Origin of the sequence: Qipengyuania sp. SS22 (assembly GCF_025736935.1) — a bacterium.
Taxonomy (GTDB): Bacteria; Pseudomonadota; Alphaproteobacteria; order Sphingomonadales; family Sphingomonadaceae; genus Qipengyuania.
In genome coordinates, this window is the sequence record NZ_CP107048.1 from 1,868,531 (window position 1) to 1,885,519 (window position 16,989).

26 protein-coding genes and 2 pseudogenes are annotated in these 16,989 nt (G+C 62.7%); 9 read left to right on the top strand and 19 right to left on the bottom strand.

Annotation, left to right across the window (positions count from 1 at the left end; genetic code table 11):
• Positions 1-2: 2 nt before the first annotated feature.
• Together N6L26_RS09245 and N6L26_RS09250 are read left to right on the top strand one after the other, a co-directional pair.
• The gene (locus N6L26_RS09245; RefSeq protein ID WP_263605300.1) at positions 3-422 is read left to right on the top strand and encodes a hypothetical protein; all 420 of its coding nucleotides are present in this window, start codon (positions 3-5) and stop codon (positions 420-422) included.
• On the top strand, positions 419-1,132 hold the full coding sequence (locus tag N6L26_RS09250) for a hypothetical protein (RefSeq protein ID WP_263605301.1): 714 nt from the start codon (positions 419-421) through the stop codon (positions 1,130-1,132). The genes N6L26_RS09245 and N6L26_RS09250 overlap by 4 nt, the downstream gene beginning before the upstream one ends.
• 1 nt (position 1,133) lies before the next feature.
• Here the strand turns inward: N6L26_RS09250 and yihA are convergent, their stop codons facing one another.
• The 6 genes from yihA to N6L26_RS09280 form a co-directional block, all read right to left on the bottom strand.
• Positions 1,134-1,787: a ribosome biogenesis GTP-binding protein YihA/YsxC gene (gene yihA / locus N6L26_RS09255; protein WP_263605302.1), complete on the bottom strand. Its 654-nt coding sequence runs from the start codon at positions 1,785-1,787 to the stop codon at positions 1,134-1,136.
• Complete coding sequence (gene yidC / locus N6L26_RS09260) at positions 1,784-3,574, bottom strand: membrane protein insertase YidC (RefSeq protein WP_263605303.1); 1,791 nt, start codon at positions 3,572-3,574, stop codon at positions 1,784-1,786. The genes yihA and yidC overlap by 4 nt, the downstream gene beginning before the upstream one ends.
• Before the next feature lie 68 nt (positions 3,575-3,642).
• Positions 3,643-3,852 (bottom strand): membrane protein insertion efficiency factor YidD, encoded by a 210-nt coding sequence (yidD, locus tag N6L26_RS09265; RefSeq protein ID WP_263605304.1) that lies wholly within the window; start codon positions 3,850-3,852, stop codon positions 3,643-3,645.
• Positions 3,849-4,232: a ribonuclease P protein component gene (gene rnpA / locus N6L26_RS09270; RefSeq protein WP_263605305.1), complete on the bottom strand. Its 384-nt coding sequence runs from the start codon at positions 4,230-4,232 to the stop codon at positions 3,849-3,851. The genes yidD and rnpA overlap by 4 nt, the downstream gene beginning before the upstream one ends.
• A gap of 86 nt (positions 4,233-4,318) precedes the next feature.
• A complete protein-coding gene (rpmH, locus tag N6L26_RS09275; RefSeq protein WP_006833929.1) occupies positions 4,319-4,453 on the bottom strand; it encodes a 50S ribosomal protein L34 in 135 nt (44 codons plus the stop codon).
• Positions 4,454-4,576: 123 nt separating this feature from the next.
• Positions 4,577-5,461 (bottom strand): hypothetical protein, encoded by an 885-nt coding sequence (locus N6L26_RS09280; RefSeq protein WP_263605306.1) that lies wholly within the window; start codon positions 5,459-5,461, stop codon positions 4,577-4,579.
• Between the two features lie 160 nt (positions 5,462-5,621).
• Between N6L26_RS09280 and N6L26_RS09285 the strand changes: the two are divergent.
• A pseudogene (locus tag N6L26_RS09285) lies at positions 5,622-6,536 on the top strand (YifB family Mg chelatase-like AAA ATPase); the annotation flags it as partial.
• Positions 6,537-6,607: 71 nt separating this feature from the next.
• The gene (locus N6L26_RS09290; protein WP_263605307.1) at positions 6,608-7,045 is read left to right on the top strand and encodes a hypothetical protein; all 438 of its coding nucleotides are present in this window, start codon (positions 6,608-6,610) and stop codon (positions 7,043-7,045) included.
• A gap of 80 nt (positions 7,046-7,125) precedes the next feature.
• On the opposite strand, the gene N6L26_RS09295 is transcribed toward N6L26_RS09290, so the two are convergent.
• From N6L26_RS09295 to N6L26_RS09305, 3 genes are read right to left on the bottom strand one after another with little or no spacing between them, the layout of a single operon-like run.
• Entirely contained in the window at positions 7,126-7,287 is a 162-nt protein-coding gene (locus N6L26_RS09295; protein ID WP_263605308.1) for a hypothetical protein, read from the bottom strand.
• Positions 7,287-7,763, bottom strand: coding sequence for a hypothetical protein (locus tag N6L26_RS09300; RefSeq protein ID WP_263605309.1), 477 nt, complete (start codon positions 7,761-7,763; stop codon positions 7,287-7,289). Before N6L26_RS09300 ends, N6L26_RS09295 begins: the two co-directional genes overlap by 1 nt.
• The gene (locus tag N6L26_RS09305; protein WP_263605310.1) at positions 7,763-8,716 is read right to left on the bottom strand and encodes an IS1595 family transposase; all 954 of its coding nucleotides are present in this window, start codon (positions 8,714-8,716) and stop codon (positions 7,763-7,765) included. The genes N6L26_RS09300 and N6L26_RS09305 overlap by 1 nt, the downstream gene beginning before the upstream one ends.
• A 103-nt stretch (positions 8,717-8,819) precedes the next feature.
• On the opposite strand from N6L26_RS09305, the gene N6L26_RS09310 reads away from it, so the two are divergent.
• From N6L26_RS09310 to N6L26_RS09320, 3 genes and pseudogenes are all read left to right on the top strand, one after another.
• Positions 8,820-9,050, top strand: coding sequence for a DUF6471 domain-containing protein (locus N6L26_RS09310; RefSeq protein ID WP_263605311.1), 231 nt, complete (start codon positions 8,820-8,822; stop codon positions 9,048-9,050).
• Positions 9,008-9,979 (top strand): hypothetical protein, encoded by a 972-nt coding sequence (locus N6L26_RS09315; RefSeq protein ID WP_263605312.1) that lies wholly within the window; start codon positions 9,008-9,010, stop codon positions 9,977-9,979. The genes N6L26_RS09310 and N6L26_RS09315 overlap by 43 nt, the downstream gene beginning before the upstream one ends.
• A gap of 72 nt (positions 9,980-10,051) precedes the next feature.
• Positions 10,052-10,657: pseudogene (locus N6L26_RS09320) on the top strand (ATP-binding protein); the annotation flags it as partial.
• A 3-nt stretch (positions 10,658-10,660) separates the two neighbouring features.
• Here the strand turns inward: N6L26_RS09320 and N6L26_RS09325 are convergent.
• Positions 10,661-11,011 (bottom strand): hypothetical protein, encoded by a 351-nt coding sequence (locus N6L26_RS09325; RefSeq protein WP_263605313.1) that lies wholly within the window; start codon positions 11,009-11,011, stop codon positions 10,661-10,663.
• A 256-nt stretch (positions 11,012-11,267) separates the two neighbouring features.
• On the opposite strand from N6L26_RS09325, the gene N6L26_RS09330 reads away from it, so the two are divergent.
• Entirely contained in the window at positions 11,268-12,074 is an 807-nt protein-coding gene (locus tag N6L26_RS09330; protein WP_263605314.1) for a hypothetical protein, read from the top strand.
• Here the strand turns inward: N6L26_RS09330 and N6L26_RS09335 are convergent.
• Complete coding sequence (locus N6L26_RS09335; protein ID WP_318173597.1) at positions 12,071-12,310, bottom strand: hypothetical protein; 240 nt, start codon at positions 12,308-12,310, stop codon at positions 12,071-12,073. The two genes, N6L26_RS09330 and N6L26_RS09335, sit on opposite strands and share 4 nt — an antisense overlap.
• A 77-nt stretch (positions 12,311-12,387) precedes the next feature.
• The gene (locus tag N6L26_RS09340; protein WP_253522057.1) at positions 12,388-12,942 is read right to left on the bottom strand and encodes a winged helix-turn-helix transcriptional regulator; all 555 of its coding nucleotides are present in this window, start codon (positions 12,940-12,942) and stop codon (positions 12,388-12,390) included.
• Between the two features lie 185 nt (positions 12,943-13,127).
• Here N6L26_RS09340 and N6L26_RS09345 point away from each other — a divergent pair, with 185 nt between their 5' ends.
• Positions 13,128-13,472: a CC_3452 family protein gene (locus tag N6L26_RS09345; RefSeq protein WP_263605315.1), complete on the top strand. Its 345-nt coding sequence runs from the start codon at positions 13,128-13,130 to the stop codon at positions 13,470-13,472.
• A gap of 75 nt (positions 13,473-13,547) precedes the next feature.
• On the opposite strand, the gene N6L26_RS09350 is transcribed toward N6L26_RS09345, so the two are convergent.
• The 7 genes from N6L26_RS09350 to hisA form a co-directional block, all read right to left on the bottom strand.
• Positions 13,548-14,153, bottom strand: a complete 606-nt coding sequence (locus tag N6L26_RS09350) for an HAD family hydrolase (protein WP_263605316.1) — start codon at positions 14,151-14,153, stop codon at positions 13,548-13,550.
• A gap of 85 nt (positions 14,154-14,238) precedes the next feature.
• A complete protein-coding gene (ykgO, locus tag N6L26_RS09355) occupies positions 14,239-14,364 on the bottom strand; it encodes a type B 50S ribosomal protein L36 (RefSeq protein WP_118857849.1) in 126 nt (41 codons plus the stop codon).
• A 149-nt stretch (positions 14,365-14,513) separates the two neighbouring features.
• The gene (locus N6L26_RS09360; protein WP_263605317.1) at positions 14,514-14,894 is read right to left on the bottom strand and encodes a histidine triad nucleotide-binding protein; all 381 of its coding nucleotides are present in this window, start codon (positions 14,892-14,894) and stop codon (positions 14,514-14,516) included.
• Entirely contained in the window at positions 14,894-15,208 is a 315-nt protein-coding gene (locus N6L26_RS09365; protein ID WP_253522052.1) for a phosphoribosyl-ATP diphosphatase, read from the bottom strand. Before N6L26_RS09365 ends, N6L26_RS09360 begins: the two co-directional genes overlap by 1 nt.
• A gap of 39 nt (positions 15,209-15,247) precedes the next feature.
• Positions 15,248-15,403: a hypothetical protein gene (locus N6L26_RS09370; protein WP_263605318.1), complete on the bottom strand. Its 156-nt coding sequence runs from the start codon at positions 15,401-15,403 to the stop codon at positions 15,248-15,250.
• Between the two features lie 73 nt (positions 15,404-15,476).
• On the bottom strand, positions 15,477-16,247 hold the full coding sequence (hisF, locus tag N6L26_RS09375; protein WP_263605319.1) for an imidazole glycerol phosphate synthase subunit HisF: 771 nt from the start codon (positions 16,245-16,247) through the stop codon (positions 15,477-15,479).
• Positions 16,244-16,972, bottom strand: a complete 729-nt coding sequence (gene hisA, locus N6L26_RS09380; RefSeq protein WP_263605320.1) for a 1-(5-phosphoribosyl)-5-[(5-phosphoribosylamino)methylideneamino]imidazole-4-carboxamide isomerase — start codon at positions 16,970-16,972, stop codon at positions 16,244-16,246. The genes hisF and hisA overlap by 4 nt, the downstream gene beginning before the upstream one ends.
• Positions 16,973-16,989 lie beyond the last annotated feature (17 nt).

Sequence of the window (16,989 nt, forward strand, 5' to 3'; positions counted from 1 at the left end):
ATGTGCGCAACCTGAAAGAAAAGTCGTTCCCAGCGCGGCAGTCAAAATCTCCCGAAATCACCCGCTCTTTCAATTTGCCCCATATTATGCATTATTGCCTTCTTTGGGGAGGCATTGTTGTGTCGAACAGCAACGACTTGGTAAACCGTACGTTGGACGCGCTCGAACGTCTGATGCGAATGTTCGCGATCGAGCGCTATCTCTATCTGGTCAGCGCCTTGATTTCATTCATCCTATTGGTCATCGCCATCGTTCGGCTCATCAACGACGACGGGGTCGGCGCGCTTGATCTTTCGCTGATTTTTGGAGCCACTGGCTTGATCGCCGCATCCGCCGCACGGGTTTCCTATTTCCTCAACAAGTCATTCGACCTGATTTCGTCGATCATCCAACGGCTCGCAGAAGTTGAGTCCGGGAAATGACCAGCCGCTTTTCCGAAGACGATCTGGAATCCTTACATAATCTAACCGAGAAACTCGGCCAATCGAGCAAGGCTGTGCTGCCGATGTTCGCGCTTGGCATCCTTGCCACACTGGTCGGCGCGGGCATTGCCATCTTCTACATATTCAGCCTTTCCGAGCGCCTCGAAAAGGCCAATGTCGAACTCAAGCGGACCGAGGCAGTACTCGGTGACACCAACCGCAGCCTGGAAACCGCGAACCGAGCTCTTACACAGGCCAGCGAGCAGTCTCAGGCGCCAACGCAAGTCCTTGAAACCGCGATACGGGAAGTGTCGAAGAGCCAAGAAGACTTGACGCAGGCCACTCGCACCGTGTCGCGCGCAGCGACCAGCCTACCAGTGCAAACTACGCAGCAGACTGCAAAACGCGTGTCCAACAGCGACCTTACGGGTGAATGGGTCGATGGCTATGGTACGATCCTGCGGATCACGCAAAACGGGAATGCCTTTAGTTTCGTGACCCAAGGCACCCCTATCCCGGGCTTCAAGGAACCCATCCACGGCCGAGCCGAGGGTCGGATCGAAGGAACCGTGGTTCGCTACAGCTACAGCGACAACATCGGTCGGCACGGCCGGTGTGTCGCGCGGATTGAGGCAGACTACCGTAAACTGCAAGAGACCTGCACGATGAATGACGGTAGCCGATCGACGACGACGATCGTCCGAACCTGATCTAAACCCCCGCGTCCCCCAGCACAGCCGCACGCAGTTCGCCGATGCCCATGCCTTTTTCCGCGCTGGTGACGAGCACTTCGGGATAGGCGGCGACGTGTTTGCGGGCTTCGACTTCGGTCGCCTCGATCACCTTGGCGAGTTCGCTGGCCTTCATTTTGTCGGCCTTGGTCAGCACGACGCGGTAGCCCACCGCGGCTTCGTCGAGCATGGTCATCATCTCGCGGTCGACATCCTTGGGGCCGTGGCGGCCGTCGACCAGCACCAGCGTGCGGGCCAGTACGGGCCGGCCGCGCAGATAGGTCTTCACGAGGCTCTTCCACTTCTCGACCACTTTGACCGGTGCCTTGGCGAAGCCGTAGCCGGGCATGTCGACGAGACGGAACAGCGTCGGTTCGCCCACTTCGAAGAAGTTGAGTTCCTGCGTGCGGCCCGGCGTGACCGAGGCGCGTGCGATCGACTTGCGCCCGGTCAGCGCATTGAGCAGCGAGCTCTTGCCGACGTTCGAGCGCCCGCAGAAGGCGATCTCCGGCACGGTCGGTTCGGGCAGGAACTTGAGCTGCGGCGCCGAGAGGAGGAAATCCACCCGGCCCGAGAACAGCTTGCCCGCGCGCCGTTCGAGCGCGGCCTGTTCGGCAGCTTCGGCTTCGGTCACGAGCCCGCCTTGGCCGCTTCGGCGGCCTTCTTCGCCTTGTCCTCTTCGATCGAGGCGCGCAGCTGCGGATGCTTCGAATAGAGGTATTTCTGCTGCGCCAGCGTAAGGATGTTCGAGGTCACCCAGTAGAGCAGCAAGCCCGCGGCGAACGGGGCCATCACGAACATCAGGATCCACGGCATGATGTCGAAGATCTTCTGCTGCATCGGATCGAGCGTGCTCGGGTTGAGCTTGAAGGTCAGCCACATGGTGAAGCCGAGCAGGACACCGAGCACCCCGAGCCCGAAGATGATCATCAGGAACTGCGGCACCTCGATCCCGACATAGGACAGCGCATTGGCCAGATTGGCCGGATCGGGCGCGGACAGATCCGTGATCCACAGGAAGTCGCGGTGACGCATCTCGATCGCGAGATAGAGCACCTTGTACAGCGCGAAGAATACCGGGATCTGGAGCAGCATTGGCAGACAGCCCGCGACCGGGTTGACCTTCTCCTTCTTGTAGAGCGCCATGATCTCCTGTTGCTGCTTGGGCTTGTCGTCCTTGTACTGCTCCTGGAGCGCCTTCATCTTTGGCTGGATCGCCTTCATCGAGGCCATGCTGGCGAAGCCCTTCTGGGCGATCGGGAACATGGCCCCGCGCACGATGATCGTCAGACAGATGATGGCGATGCCGAAATTGCCCACCGCGTCGTAGATAGTGCGCAGCAGCCACAGGAACGGCTTTTCGAACCAGCGGAACCAGCCCCAGTCGATCGCGAGACCGAATTTCTGCAGGCCGGCATCCTCATAGCTGTCGAGGATCACGCTTTCCTTGGCCCCGGCATAGAGCTGCGAGGTGACGGTGTATGCCTGTCCCGCAGCCAGATTGCTCGGTTCGTAGATCATGTCGGCGCGATAGGTTTCGTCGCCCAGCGCGCGGAAGGTGGTTTCGGGCGCGGTATCGTCCTGCGGGACGAGCGCGGCGAGCCAGTAGATATCGGTGAAACCGACCCAGCTGGTGCGGCCTTCGGGCGAGATCCGCTGGTCATCGTCGAGATCGTCGTAATCGACATCGTAATCGGCGCTGTCGCCGAACACGCCGATCGGGCCCGAATGCGCGATCCACAGATCCTCGCTCGCGGTGCGGCTGGTGCGATTGACGAGGCCGAATGGCTGGATGACGACGGGGGAGCCGCCGCTATTGGCAACCGACTGTTCGGCGGTGACCATGAACTTGTCGTCGATCGAATAGCGGATGGCGAAGGTCAGCCCTTCGCCATTGTCATGTGTCAGCGTGACGGGCGTGTCGGCGGTCAGGACATCGCCATCGGCTTCCCACAAGGTCTGCGGGCCGGGAACCGTGAGGTTCGAACCGACCCAGCCGAATTGCGCGAATTGCTGCGCGGGCGTGCCGCTCGGCGAGAAGATGCGAACCGGCTCGCTATCCTTGCTGGTGGTCTCGTTATAGCCCTTGAGCACGATGTCATCGATCACCCCGCCGCGCAGGTTGATCGACCCCGCCACGCGCGGTGCGTCGATAGGCAGCCGGTCGGGGCTGGCCAGCGCGGTCTTCAGATCGGCCACTTCCTGCGCGCGCATCGCCGGATCGACGAGGCCGCCGGTGCGCGAATGCCGCGTTGCCGCCCCGTCTGCCGCCTGGCTCGCCCGTTCGCTCGGCGTATCCGCCCGGTCCTCCACCAGCGCCTGTTCGGGCTGCGGGTAAAGGTAGTCCATCGCCGAGGTCCATCCCAGCAACAGCAGGAAGGAAAGCACTATGGCGAGGATCAGATTGCGATGGTTGTCCAAGGTCGGTCCCGTCTTTGTCCGGTCGAAAGTCAGAATGTGGGGTGGTGTCTTAGCCTGTCAAGACAGTACTAGGGCACCGGGTCGTGGCCGTGGCCGCCCCAGGGGTTGCAGCGCAATATACGCTTGAAGGCCATCCATCCACCCTTGATCGCGCCGTATTTTCCCAGCGCCTCGATCGCATACTGGCTGCATGAGGGATGGTAACGGCAGGTCGACGGCAGCAGCAGGCTCGGCCCCAATTGCCACGCCCGCGCGATCCAGATCAGCGGATATTTCATGCGCGGCGGCTGCGATTGTGGCGCGGCTTGCGCGGACGGTCGCCCTTGCCCTCAGCGGCGCGCGCGAGCGCGGCGGCAAGTTCCGCGCGCAGGGCGTCGAAATGGCGTTCAATCCCGCCCTCGCGGCCGATCAATATGTGATCGTGATCCACGAGGCCGGCTTCGGGCAGCGCGGCCCACAGCAATTCGCGAAAGCGGCGCTTCATTCGGTTGCGCACCACCGCATTGCCGATCTTCTTGGTGACGGTAATGCCATAGCGCTTGCCCTGCCCGTCATTGGGCCGCGCGAGCAGCACGAAGCCGGGGCGCGCGACCCGCAGCCCGCGATTCGCCGCGAGGAAGTCCGCGCGCTTGCGGATGACGGAGAGGCTCGGATGCATGGATGGCAGATACGCGAACGGGCCCCCGAATGGGAGCCCGCCAGTGTGCTGTGATTGTCGCCGCGCCTGAAGCGCGACGCGTCACATCACGCGCAGAGGTTCTTGCGGCCACGGGCGCGACGGGCGCGCAGGACCTTGCGGCCACCCGGGGTAGCCTTGCGGGCGAAGAAACCATGACGGCGTGCACGCACGAGGTTCGAGGGCTGGAATGTCCGCTTCATCGGATCGTCCTTACAAAAGATTTCGGTTGGCTGCCGGCTCGAGTGATTCGGACCAGCAAAAAGGGCCGCCCCTGCGAGCGACCACCTACAGGGCCGCGCGCCTAGGCGAACCGCCCCCTCGCGTCAAGAAAAAGTGACGTCGGCATAGGCCAGCGTCGGGGCGGGCCGAGCGGCCTTGCTCCGCGCGGGCGTCTTGGCCTGCTGCGGGCGACCCGACCAGCGACGCATGTCGCTCGCACCAAGCCACAGGGCACGCGCATGCGGAACCGAATTGGTGAAATCGTAAAACGCGCGGGCCTGGTCGGTGCTCATACCCATCTCGCGGTAATAGTCGAGATACTGGCGGTTCTCCGGAGCGTGGAGCGCGAAATCGTCGGCTTCGCGGCCATAAGCGTCCATCCAGCTGTGCACGGCAAATTCGGCGCCATGCGCGATGTCGCGGTCGACACCGGCGAGGAACAGTTCAACCGCGCCCGAACGGACCGAGCCGATGGCGGGAACGTGGGTGACGAGGCCCGCGGCACGGATCATCCGGCCGACCTTGAGGTTGGCGCGGTCGTCACGGGTGCCCGGGCATTCGACCATGTCGAGCTGCTCGATGCCGGGAAAGTCGCGCATCATCGCGCGGAAATAGCCGGGGGTGGTGGCATCGGTTTCGCCCACCAGCGCCACGCGGCGCGCGTCGATAACGCGGAACGGGCCGTACTGCGCAAGACCGCGGTTATAGTCGCGGAAGCGGCGGTCGATGAAAGCGGGGGCCTTCCACACCGGCAGCGCGGCGGGCGTGTAGGTCTGCGGACGGACCGCGGCAAGGCTCTGCCGCTCGGGCTGGGCCTTGGAGCTGACCACCGCGGTCGGCGCGACGGCGCGGCCCTGGTGCGTCTGCTGGACGACCGGGCTGGCGACATAGACGACCGGCAGGCTGACGAGTGTCAGCGATTGTGCGGCCACCGGAGCGGCGATCAGGGTACCAAGGGCGGAAAGAAGGATTGCTGCAATTCTGAACATGGCAATCTTTTGCCGCCCGGGCGCTTTCCAGTGACTCAAGAGGTATGGCTAACTCGCTGTTAACCATGCTGCTTCACCTCCACTGTGAACCCGTTAACCCTCGACAAACCGGGGCTTTCGCGCCATCAGATACGGGTGATTGCGGGGGTGGGGATTAATCCTGGTCGCTTTGGTCAAAACCGTGGCCTATCTCGGGCTCGAGGCGCGCAGCGTCGAAGTGCAGTGCTCGGTCGCGCCCGGTCTGCCCAAGTTCAATATCGTCGGATTGGCCGACAAAGCGGTCGGCGAAAGCAAGGAACGCGTGCGCGCCGCGCTGTCCAGCATGGGCCTGGCGCTGCCGCCCAAGCGGATTACCATCAACCTCTCGCCCGCCGACCTGCCCAAGGAAGGCTCACACTACGACCTGCCGATTGCGCTGGCGCTGCTGGCGGCGATGGGCGTGACCGATGCCGAGCAATTGGGCGACTGGGTCGCGGTGGGCGAACTGGCGCTCGACGCGCGGATCGTGCCCTCGCCCGGCGTGCTGCTGGCGGCGATCCACGCGAGCGAGGCCGAGGTCGGCCTGATCTGTCCACGCGCGCAAGGCTCCGAAGCGCGCTGGGCGAGCGAGGTGCCGGTCTGCGCCGCTCCAGATCTTGCAAGCCTGCTCAACCACCTCAAGGGCACACAGCAATTGCCCGATCCCGAACCGGGCGTGGTCGAAAACGAGGTCGGCGGCGGCGATCTCAAACAGGTCAAGGGACAGGAGACCGCCAAGCGCGCGCTCGAGATCGCGGCGGCCGGCGGGCACAATCTGTTGATGATCGGCCCGCCCGGCGCGGGCAAATCGCTGCTGGCGAGCTGCCTGCCGGGCATCCTGCCACCGCTCGCCCCGGCCGAGGCGCTCGAAGTGTCGATGGTGCAATCGGTCGCCGGGACGCTGGCCGAGGGCCGCATCAGCCGCGCGCGCCCGTTCCGCGCCCCGCACCATTCGGCGAGCATGGCGGCACTCACCGGCGGCGGCCTCCGGGTAAAGCCGGGCGAGGTCAGCCTCGCGCATTTGGGGGTGTTGTTCCTCGACGAACTGCCCGAGTTTCACGGCATTATGTAGCAGACGCACCAAATACCCGACTTACGCCATCACTGCAAGTGTCGTAGGTATCGCGCATGGTTACAACGCACGCAATCACCGCCCTCCGCGATAAGCGCGGGGAACTCGCCGGGCAGATCGACGCATTGCAGGATCAGCTACGCCAAGCGTTCATCAACATGGACCACATAGACGCGGCCCTGCGCATGTTCGTGCCAGACATAGAGCTAGACGAGATCAAGCCTAAGCCGCTCCCTCCCCGTCACAGGGCGTTCAAGGGGCAGGTAACGCGCTCAATCCTCGCCATGCTGCGCAAGGAAGGGCCTATGGATGCACGGGCCATCACGCTGCGCCTCATGGCCGAGCGCGAGCTAAACGTGAACGACAGCGGCCTACAGAAGGCCATGCACAAGCGGATAGGGGCGGCGCTGCGCAATTTGCGGGAGCGGGCGCTGGTGTCGTCTCGGAGCGGGCCTCGTGGGCTTCTGGTGTGGAGCCTAGCTAAAAAGCCATAGCGCCAAGCCTAGTAGCGACAGGGCCAAGAGGGCGGTAAATTCAAGGTGAAGGCGCGTTGTGATCACATTATCACAACGCGCTAAGCCGCTATCGGCGCCTTTTCGGGATGCATTACGACCACCGTGTATTCGCCCGTTTTCTGATCATAGATGGCCGAAACCTTCGAGCCGGTTTCAGCATACATGTTGCGAATGCCTTCGAGCGCCTTCTCAGAGACGTTCGTGAAAAACGTTTTAGCCATCATGCGCCTCCTTCAATCAGTTGTTGATATGCGTGCTGCCGCAAATCGGCATACTCGGTGAGAGTTATGAACTCTCTAAGATCTAACGCATCACGTCCTTGTTGGTTCAACCATGCTGCGACAATCGGAACGTTAGCGCTGTCGCTAATATATTCAAGTAGCCTTTCGGTGACGGATGCATCGCTTGATGCGTCGTCGCTATCCGCCTGCAGCGGCACCAGCGTCGAATTGCGCGTAACCTTCAATACGTTGCCAATGTCGATGTCGTCCCTTTTGAAGCGAATAATCAAAATTTCGATTATGCGCCGCAATGACTGGCGGAACCTCACAACCAACCACGCAATCATAATCGGCCACGCTACATCACCGATGATGGTCGCCCAGTGCTCAGTTGGTGCGGGTATGATGCGCAGAATGCCAGAGAGCCATTGAACTGCGCCTGAATACGCAGCGAATAGAAACGCTACGAACAGCACTATCGCTGCCAATATCCTGCCCACTGACGGCTAACCCCCACAGCCATAGTATTGCTTGCCAATGTCATGGCTTGCGAGCCATTGTCAACGCGGCGCATGTCCTCGCGCCATGCGCATTCGTTGGCATAGGCATTGAGATACGGCCCCGCGATGTGGTGGTGCGTTCCGGTTTCCATGCGGCGGAGGCGGCTAAAAAAGCTCTCGGCCTGATTGGTGCAAACGCCCTTGTCCTTAAACGCAATCGAGTGATTGACGCGGCGGGTGTCCCATCCAGCGTGCAGCGCATCCCAACCCGTGCCTTCGTCGGCGTGGATGGTGGCGAGGGTGCCGACATGATCGCGGACAAACGGAACGGCATCGCCTTCATTGGCGACCACGAAGGGAAGCGAACGGCCTTTGCGCTCGCGCATGATGACAACGCACTGGCGCTTACCCGAGCGGTTGAATGACAGGCGACGGTCCTTGCGGTCGGCCTTGTAGTTTTCCTGCTTCACATAGCCGCCGAAATAGCCACCATCGATCTCGACCACGCCGTTAAGCTTGGTATCGCCGAACTCGCGGGCCATCGCTTCACGCAGCTTATGGAACAGCACGAAGGCGGTCTTGTATTGAACGTCCAGATCGCGGCTCGCCTGTAGGGCGCTCATGCCCTTCGCCCCATTCACGAACAGGACGATCGCTGCGAGCAAATCCGTGAAAGACAGCTTGCGCGAGGCAAAGATGGTGCCACTGGTGACGCTGTATTGGTGATAGCAGGCCGTGCACTTGTATTTGCGGCGGCTCTTAAGGAAGTAGCTGTCAGCACAGCCGCAGCGCGGGCACACCGCCTCACCCTCGGTTTCGGGCCAACGCATCTCACAGAACAGGCCGTAAGCCGCGTCCTCGCCCATGCGATAAACCTTCGCCAGCGAGAGCGTGCGAGCTTTTGCAGAGAGGAGAAAATGCTGTGCCATGTAACCGTTTCCAATGCCTATGCATCGTTTATAGTTACATCATGCATCCTTGTCAATGGCAAACGTATCGCCTATAGTGATATTCGCAATCACAGGAGGCGGTATGTCCGCAGTGCAGGATAAAGAATGGGAGGATCGCGTGAAGGGCCTCCTGAAAGCTGAATTGAAGCGCAAGGGCATTACCTATGCGCAGCTGGTCGGATTGCTCGCAGATCAAGGCGTGATGGACTCTGAACCGAATATTCGTAACAAGATCAGCCGAGGCAAATTTACAGCGGTGTTTCTTGTTCAATGTCTGAGCGCGATTGGAGTCGATACACTGCGGTTGGATTAAGCGCGTTTGGACTAGTCGCAGCTCTGATTATTTTTGCAGCTTTTACCTTCAATCTCGGCTCTCTGTTAGGCTTTAAGGAGGCTGAAACACAGCGATATACTACCGAATATGCAGACCGCACCGACGAGCGTATAGCCGATTGTGATCGCTTCGTTAGTGCGGCGCGGATCAGAGAGTGCGCGGAAAAGGCTATAAAGGCCAATCACGAAAACCAACGGGATGAGCGCGACCTTCAGGCCCAAAGGCAGATGGCCGAATGGGCCTTTTGGCTCCTTGTAGTCACTACCTTCGGAACCCTCATCACCATCGGTGGCACGGTGCTTATCTGGAAGCAAGTTGCCCTCACCCGCGAGGCGGTCAAAGACACCGGAGACGCCACCAAGGCTATGGTTCGACAAAATGACATTGCTGAGAGTGCGCAAAGGCCCTGGATCAAGGCTTCGTGCACCAATGTGCAGTTCCAAAAACTCGATAAAGCGGCGAGCGCATTTTACGAGATCGTCCTTGAGAATGTAGGCCATATGGTTGCTCATCAGGTCGCCTACAGTTTGAGGTGTTTTATCACCCGCACGAGCGAACGCGACGATGTGCGGGATTGGTTTAGAGAAGCCGAGCCCTCCGATAGGGTTGAGACATTTTCCATGATACCCGGCGACACCGCAAGCTTCTCTGGGAAAAACCTTCAGGCCTTGATTCTGCCCAATCGCCCGCCCCCGGAGCCGCTCATATTCTTTATAAGGATTGGGGTGGTTGTGCGCTACAAGATCGATCCCGAAGGGGCTTGGCATTACAGCGAGTATAGCTTCGCCTTGAAGCGAAACGATGCCGACCCTTTTGTCGAGCAAATGTTTCCCGACAGCATGGAATCTCGCGTCTATGCGCCCGAAGAAATCTCCGTCCGAAGATTCATCACAGGACGCGTGACCTAACACCCCACAAACGATGACAACCACCACCACCAAGGCGGACAACCGCCTACGCATTGGTGCGCTTGCTACATAATGCCGCAGTTTCAGCGCGCGGTGCTCGATTCGCTGCGCCAACCGCTCGAAACGGGCAAGGTCGATGTCGCGCGTGCCAATGCGCACGTGACATTTCCCGCCAATGTCCAGTTGATCGCGGCGATGAACCCGTGCCGCTGCGGCCATCTGGGCGATCCCGCGCTGGCCTGCAGCCGCGCCCCGCGGTGCGCCGCCGATTACCAAGGCAAGGTTTCGGGCCCCATGCTCGACCGCATCGATTTGCATGTCGAGGTCGATCCGGTCAGCGCCGCCGATCTGGCGTTGCCCCCGCCTGCGGAGGGCAGCGAACAGGTCGCCGCGCGAGTCGCGGCAGCACGCCGGCTCCAGTCCAATCGTGCAGAGGCAACCGGCGTGCGGACCAATGCCGAGCTCGATGGCAGCGCGCTGGAGGAATTCGCCGAACCCGACGAGGCCGGGCGGAAGCTGTTGTTGCAGGCCGCCACCGCAATGCGGCTATCGGCGCGCAGCTATACGCGGATGCTGCGAGTTGCGCGGACGATCGCGGATCTGGCGGGGACCGAGCAGGTCGGGCGCATCCATGTCGCCGAAGCGCTCAGCTATCGGCGGCAACCGCCACGCGCCTGAACCTCAGACGTCCTCGCTCATGTCGAGGTTGAGCTTGACGGTTTCGTGCTCGTGGTCGCCTTCGAACTTCTTGAGAAAATCCTCGATCGGCACCTGCTGTCCCTTGTCGACCAAGGGGTTCACGCGCGCCATTTCGGCGGTTTTCATCTCGTCAGGCGTCATTCGCACGTGGATATAGGGCACCCAGACTTCGCCATATTCGGCCTGCTGGTACCACACGTCGAGAATATCGTAGGATGCCCACTGGCCGGTGGGCTCGCGCAGGCGAATGCCTTCGCCAATGCGCGGCACGGCCATCGCCTTGATGCGGTGCACATCCTGGTGCGTCTCGTTTTGAACTTCGATTTCGATCACAAGGCAGGTCCGGCTCTGCTGGGTGGATTCGTTACAATGGTGCTTTGTGACAGCGACTTGTTGAGATCGTTTTAACAATGACGTCACGGTGCCACTGCGGCGTTCGGCGGGGCCGGCGCGGCAAACGTTACCAGCCGCAGTCTTTGCTTGAAGGCGCGCGCGCAATCGCCCATGCGCGCAGATGTGGGGCGTAGATGTGCGACCGGCGCGTGCTGGTAACCGGCGAGACACCGCGATTTCGAGAAACCCTGTTCCCGTGACCGAACCCGCCTCTCCGATCGCCGGATTGCGGCAGCGATACGACGACCTGCCGCCCGAATGGCGCCAGCGGATCCCTGCGCTCGGTCTCGCGCTGGCAGTCGAGATCCTGCTGGTACTGGTGCTGCTATCGCTTGGCAGCGTGAAGCGCGAAGTGGTCGCCATGACCGATACGCTGGTCGCTTTCACCACCTCGTCGGAGGACGAGGCGGAAGCGGTCGCCGATGCACCCACCCCCGCCGAGATTCCCGAGGTGGCACAGCCGCAGGTCTCGCAGACGCAGCCCGAAGACGCCGCAGAGCAGCCTCGCCCGCAGGTCACCCCGCCGCTGCCCGTACCGCGCCCGGTCCTGCGCAATGATTTCTCGCTCGAAAGCATCCCGCAGCAAGCGCCGCCCGCCCCACCCGAAAAGCCGCAGGCCTATGGTCCGCCGGTCACATCCTCACCCGGCGATTCGCAGCGGATCGCTGGCAGCGGGCCGAACGGCGAACCGCTCTATGCCGCGCGGTGGTATCGGCGGCCTTATGACGATGAGCTGGCCGGATATCTGTCGACCGCGCAGGGGCCCGGCTGGGGGCTGATCGACTGCCGCACCGTGGACAATTTCCGCGTCGAGGATTGCGTGGTCGTGGGCGAATCGCCGCAAGGGTCGGGTATTGGCCAGGCGGTGCTGGCGGCATCGTGGCAATTCAAGGTTCGCCCGCCACAGCGCGGGGGACGCCCGATGGTCGGCGAATGGGTGCGAATCAGGATCTCCTACGAGATCGATCCGGGTGAAGCGGCGCGGCGACGGCTGCGCAATTAATCCGTTTCGGGCACTGCCTCCGCATAGGGCGTGTTCTTGAGCAGATGGCGGTTGTAATCGGGCGCGCCGTCGTCCCACCACACCGGCCCGCGCTCACCCAGCGCGATTTTTGCAGCGTCTACTTGGGCGCGGGCTGCGCTTTCGGCAGCGGCATCCTGCGCGCGTTTGGCCGCCGCCACCGCGCGGCGGGCATCCATCAGCCGATCGACCAGACGCTGGCGTTCGGCCTCGGGCAAGGCGGGATTGCTGGCGCGCCACAGGCGGCCGCGAACGATAATATAGCGTCCGTCGGCGGTACGCTCGACCGAGTCGTTCAGGCCGCGCTCTTGGCCTTGCGGGCGCTGGCGATGTCGACCACGCCGCCACGCTTCAGCGCCGCGCCGGCTTCGGCCTTGCTGCCATCGGCGCGGATGCCGAGATTGGCGCGCTCGACCAAATGGAGATCGGCCGGGCCGAGGATGCGGCCGTCATGGCTGAGAATCGCGGTCGGGCCGATCGGCAGGCGATCACGCTCGTCGACCAGCACCGGGTTCTCGACCACTTCGGCGCCGTATTTCTGGCCCCACTGGCGCAATGCGACCATGGCCGGGAGCAGGTCGAGTCCCTTGTCGGTCAGGCGATATTCGATCTTGCGCTTGTCATCGGCGCAGGGATCGCGTTTGAGGATGCCGTGCTCGACCAGCTTGGCCAGCCGATTGGACAGGATGTTGCGCGCAATCCCCAGTTCGCTGAGGAATTCCTCGAAATGGTGAAGGCCGTTGAAGCTGGCGCGCAGGATCATGAATGACCATCGCTCGCCCATGACTTCGAGTGCTTGCGGCAGGCCGCATTCGGTCAGTTCACGGAGCGGTTCGCGGATGTCACCCATAAATTCAGTCCTTTTCCAGCAACCTATCTAGCGAATAATCGGCTTTTGCCAAATTTTTAGATATGTGGGTTGCATTACGCAACCTATAGCACTAGACCGCCCTCCCGCAACAGGTTGCTAAATGAAACTCAATTGTGTCGATCGCAAGCCCTGTTGATATAATTGCAATCAGGAAGGACTTCCCCATGACCTCCCCCCTCCCCCGGTCAATCAATATCGGCGTTATCGCTGCCGCTTTTGCCTACACTTCGCTCACTTTTGGCGCGCTGCTCACGCCGACCGCTGCCGAAGCCCGTTCGAACGGCATCTTCTACACCGTCGAACTGGCGCAGCCGGTTGCCGAACGGACCACCACCGTGGCCGGCGGCGTCGCCTGGATCTGCCAGGGCACGACCTGCGTCGCCCAGAAGGGCCGCTCGCGCCCGCTGCGCATGTGCCGCGAACTCCAGCGCGAACATGGCGAAATCGCCGCGTTCACTGCGGACGACAAGGTCCTCGAGGCCGACAAGCTGGCGCAGTGCAACGGCTGATCCGTACCCGATTCCACCCCTCTCCTTCGGGTGGCTACCTTGCGGGCCCTGGCGATTCGATCGCCGGGGCCTTTTTCATATCAGCCCACGACTCGCGAGATCCGCCTCGAGCGCAGGAGCATGGGTGAAATGATGGACCTGCCAGCCGCAAGCCGCGGCGGCATCCACATTGGCGCGATTGTCGTCGATGAACAGCATGGCTTCGGCGGGCTTACCGAAGCGGTCCTGTGCCAGCGCGAAGATCGCCGGGTCGGGCTTGGCCAGCTTTTCCTCGCCCGAGACGACGATATGCCCGAAGCGGTCGAAGATCGGCGCGGTGGGGCGAAAGCCCGCCCAGAACTCGGCCCCGAAATTGGTGATGGCGAATAGCGGCATGCCGCGCGCGTCGAGTCGCTCGACCAGCGCATGGCTGCCCGGCACAGGACCTGGAATGGTCTCGTTGAAGCGCGCCGCATAGGCGCGGATCTCGGTTTCGAAGTCGGGGTAAAGCGCGATCCGTTCGGGGACCATGTCGGCCAGCGATCGCCCGGCATCGGCTTCGAAGTGCCATTCCTCGGTCACCACTTCGCCGAGAAGCTTGGCAAGGCGGTCGGGGTCAGCGACGATCTTTTCGAACAGATGCGCCAATTGCCATTGGTAAAGCACGCGGCCCACATCGAATACGACGGCTTCAACCTGCATCACATCACCTCAAACGCGAACGGCCCGTACTCCTCTCGGAGCCGGGCCGATCTGCTAGACTGCCGCCCAGCGGGCGACGCGCTAGTTAGCCCTGGCGGGCCTTGAAGCGGCGGTTGGTCTTGTTGATGACATAGGTGCGCCCGCGGCGACGGATGACGCGGCAATCGCGATGACGGGCCTTGAGCGACTTGAGGCTGTTGCGGATCTTCATGATGTCTCTCTGGAAATAAATGCGCGCCGGAAATGGTGTCCCGACGCGTCGAAATCAAGCGGCCCGATAACCGGCGACAGGGATTCGGTCAACCTTATTCGGGTGCGCAAACCGTATCGAACCGACCGCGCCTGTCGCCCCCGTGGGCCCTATCGCCGGGCGATCATCGGCCCCAGCGGCTCACCGCCAAAGATATGGACATGCAGGTGCGGCACTTCCTGTCCGCCATGCGCGCCGATATTGGCCATCATACGGTAGCCGGGTTCGACCAGCCCCTTGTCGCGTGCGACCTGGCCGACCGCGCGGACGAAGCCGGCGATCTCTTCCGCGCTCGCGGTGGCGCTGAAATCGTCCCAGCTGACATAGCGGCCCTTGGGAATCACCAGTGTGTGTACTTCGGCCTGCGGGTTGATATCCTCGAAGGCATAGGCCCAATCGTCTTCATAGACCTTGGACGAGGGGATTTCCCCGCGCAGGATCTTGGCGAAGATATTGTCGTCGTCGAAAGGCAGCGTCGGGTCGATCGGCATCATGCGCTCCTGTTGGCTTTCTCGTCGATTCCCGACACGCCCTCGCGCCGGTCGAGTTCGGCCAGGACCTCGGCAAAATCGATGTCGCGCGCATCCAGCGCGACGAGCAGGTGAAAGAGGATGTCCGCCGCCTCTCCGACCAGTTCTCCGTCATCGCCCGACAGCGTCGCAATGGCGGCCTCGACCCCTTCCTCACCCAGCTTGCGCGCGATTTGCGGCAGGCCCTTGGCATGGAGGCTGGCGACATAGCTGTGCGACGGATCGGCCGCGCGGCGTTGCGCGATGGTCTGGGCGAGACGGGAGAGCGTATCCATGCCGCGTGCTATGCACGGCGCGTGCGCGCAGCGTCAATCTCAGTCGCGGCCGATCATGAAGCGGCCGACCAGCAAGCCGGCAATCCCGACCGCGACCAGCGTCAGCGTGCTCGGTTCGACCAGCCGCGCGGCGAGACCGGCAGGGCCGCCCAGATCCGCGAATTGCGCGGCCAGCGAAATGAACTGGCTGGTCATGGGCGGTGTATATCACGTGCCACGCTATGAAGGACGAACCGCGCTTGCCCTGTCCCGTGGAGGGACGGGCGGGTCAGCCCCTCGCGGGCAACCCCGCAGCGCGCAGCGCGGCATGCGCTTCGGCCACGGTGTGTTCGCCGAAATGGAAGATCGAGGCGGCAAGGACCGCGCTGGCATGGCCGCGCGTCACGCCTTCGACGAGGTGGTCGAGCTGGCCGACACCCCCGCTGGCAATGACCGGCACCGACACCGCATCGGCAATCGCGCGGGTCAGGTCGACGTCATATCCGCTCTTCGTCCCGTCACCATCCATCGAGGTGACGAGCAACTCGCCCGCCCCCAGTTCGGCCAGCCGAATCGCGTGACCGACTGCATCGATCCCGGTCGGTTCGCGCCCGCCGTGGGTGTAGATCTCCCAGCCGCGGACATCGCCGCGGGTCGAGGCGCGCGCATCGACCGAGGCGACCACGCACTGGCTGCCGAACTTCTCCGCGATCTCGCGCACCAGCTCGGGCCGCGCGACGGCCGCGGAATTGACCGCCACCTTGTCCGCCCCGGCGAGCAGCAGCGCGCGCGCATCCTCGACACTGCGCACCCCGCCACCCACGGTCAGCGGCATGAAGCACACTTCCGCGGTCCGCCGGACCATGTCGAGCAGCGTGCCGCGCCCTTCGTGGCTGGCGGAAATGTCGAGGAAGCACAATTCGTCGGCGCCCGCCGCATCATAGGCCTGCGCCTGTTCGACCGGGTCGCCCGCATCGCGCAGATCGACGAAGTTCACGCCCTTGACCACGCGCCCGTCGCGCACGTCGAGACAGGGTATGACACGGATGCGGACGGTCATGCGCGCTTCGCCACGCGCAGCGCCGCGGCCAGATCCAGCCGCCCGTCATACAGCGCCCGGCCCGTGATAACGCCCTCGATCCCGTCCTTCGCAAATTGCCTCAGCGTATCGATATCGGTGAGGCCCTTGACCCCGCCGCTGGCAATGACCGGGATATCCACCTGTCGGGCCAGCCCCACGGTGGCATCGATATTGACGCCCTTGAGCATGCCGTCGCGCCCGATGTCGGTAAACAGCAGGCTAGCGACGCCCGCATCCTCGAACCGGCGCGCCATGTCGACGATCGGGACATCGGATACTTCGGCCCAGCCATCGGTCGCGACCATGCCGTCGCGCGCATCGACCGCGACCACGATCGCCTCGGGATAGTCGCGCGCCATGTCCTTGACGAATTGCGGGTGCTTGAGCGCTGCGGTGCCGATCACGATCCGCGCAATGCCTGCGGCAAACCAGCCTTCGACATCGGCGGGCGTGCGGATGCCGCCGCCCAGCTGGACGCGTCCGGGGAAGGCGGCGACCACCGCCTCGACCGCGCCGCGATTCTGCGCCGAGCCTGCGAACGAGCCGTCGAGGTCGACCACATGCAAATGGTCCGCACCCGCTTCGGCAAAGAGGGCGGCCTGCGCCGCTGGATCGTCGCCATAGACGGTCGCGCGGTCCATATCGCCTTCGGCGAGACGGACGACCTGGCCGTTCTTGAGGTCGATAGCGGGAAATACGATCATGGTCTGGTGTCCAGTGC

Bases quoted from the DNA above. Each gene is read 5' to 3' on its own strand.
- N6L26_RS09365 (WP_253522052.1), bottom strand. From the start codon at position 15,208: ATGGATACGCTCTCCCGTCTCGCCCAGACCATCGCGCAACGCCGCGCG.
- yidD (WP_263605304.1), bottom strand. From the start codon at position 3,852: ATGAAATATCCGCTGATCTGGATCGCGCGGGCGTGGCAATTGGGGCCG.
- hisF (WP_263605319.1), bottom strand. From the start codon at position 16,247: ATGACCGTCCGCATCCGTGTCATACCCTGTCTCGACGTGCGCGACGGG.
- N6L26_RS09250 (WP_263605301.1), top strand. From the start codon at position 419: ATGACCAGCCGCTTTTCCGAAGACGATCTGGAATCCTTACATAATCTA.
- N6L26_RS09360 (WP_263605317.1), bottom strand. From the start codon at position 14,894: ATGCCGATCGACCCGACGCTGCCTTTCGACGACGACAATATCTTCGCC.
- N6L26_RS09280 (WP_263605306.1), bottom strand. From the start codon at position 5,461: ATGTTCAGAATTGCAGCAATCCTTCTTTCCGCCCTTGGTACCCTGATC.
- N6L26_RS09295 (WP_263605308.1), bottom strand. From the start codon at position 7,287: ATGGCTAAAACGTTTTTCACGAACGTCTCTGAGAAGGCGCTCGAAGGC.
- N6L26_RS09305 (WP_263605310.1), bottom strand. From the start codon at position 8,716: ATGGCACAGCATTTTCTCCTCTCTGCAAAAGCTCGCACGCTCTCGCTG.
- ykgO (WP_118857849.1), bottom strand. From the start codon at position 14,364: ATGAAGATCCGCAACAGCCTCAAGTCGCTCAAGGCCCGTCATCGCGAT.
- N6L26_RS09340 (WP_253522057.1), bottom strand. From the start codon at position 12,942: ATGGGTGACATCCGCGAACCGCTCCGTGAACTGACCGAATGCGGCCTG.
- N6L26_RS09315 (WP_263605312.1), top strand. From the start codon at position 9,008: ATGTCTGAGCGCGATTGGAGTCGATACACTGCGGTTGGATTAAGCGCG.
- N6L26_RS09350 (WP_263605316.1), bottom strand. From the start codon at position 14,153: ATGCAGGTTGAAGCCGTCGTATTCGATGTGGGCCGCGTGCTTTACCAA.
- N6L26_RS09345 (WP_263605315.1), top strand. From the start codon at position 13,128: ATGACCTCCCCCCTCCCCCGGTCAATCAATATCGGCGTTATCGCTGCC.
- rpmH (WP_006833929.1), bottom strand. From the start codon at position 4,453: ATGAAGCGGACATTCCAGCCCTCGAACCTCGTGCGTGCACGCCGTCAT.
- rnpA (WP_263605305.1), bottom strand. From the start codon at position 4,232: ATGCATCCGAGCCTCTCCGTCATCCGCAAGCGCGCGGACTTCCTCGCG.
- N6L26_RS09370 (WP_263605318.1), bottom strand. From the start codon at position 15,403: ATGACCAGCCAGTTCATTTCGCTGGCCGCGCAATTCGCGGATCTGGGC.
- hisA (WP_263605320.1), bottom strand. From the start codon at position 16,972: ATGATCGTATTTCCCGCTATCGACCTCAAGAACGGCCAGGTCGTCCGT.
- N6L26_RS09310 (WP_263605311.1), top strand. From the start codon at position 8,820: ATGTCCGCAGTGCAGGATAAAGAATGGGAGGATCGCGTGAAGGGCCTC.
- N6L26_RS09290 (WP_263605307.1), top strand. From the start codon at position 6,608: ATGGTTACAACGCACGCAATCACCGCCCTCCGCGATAAGCGCGGGGAA.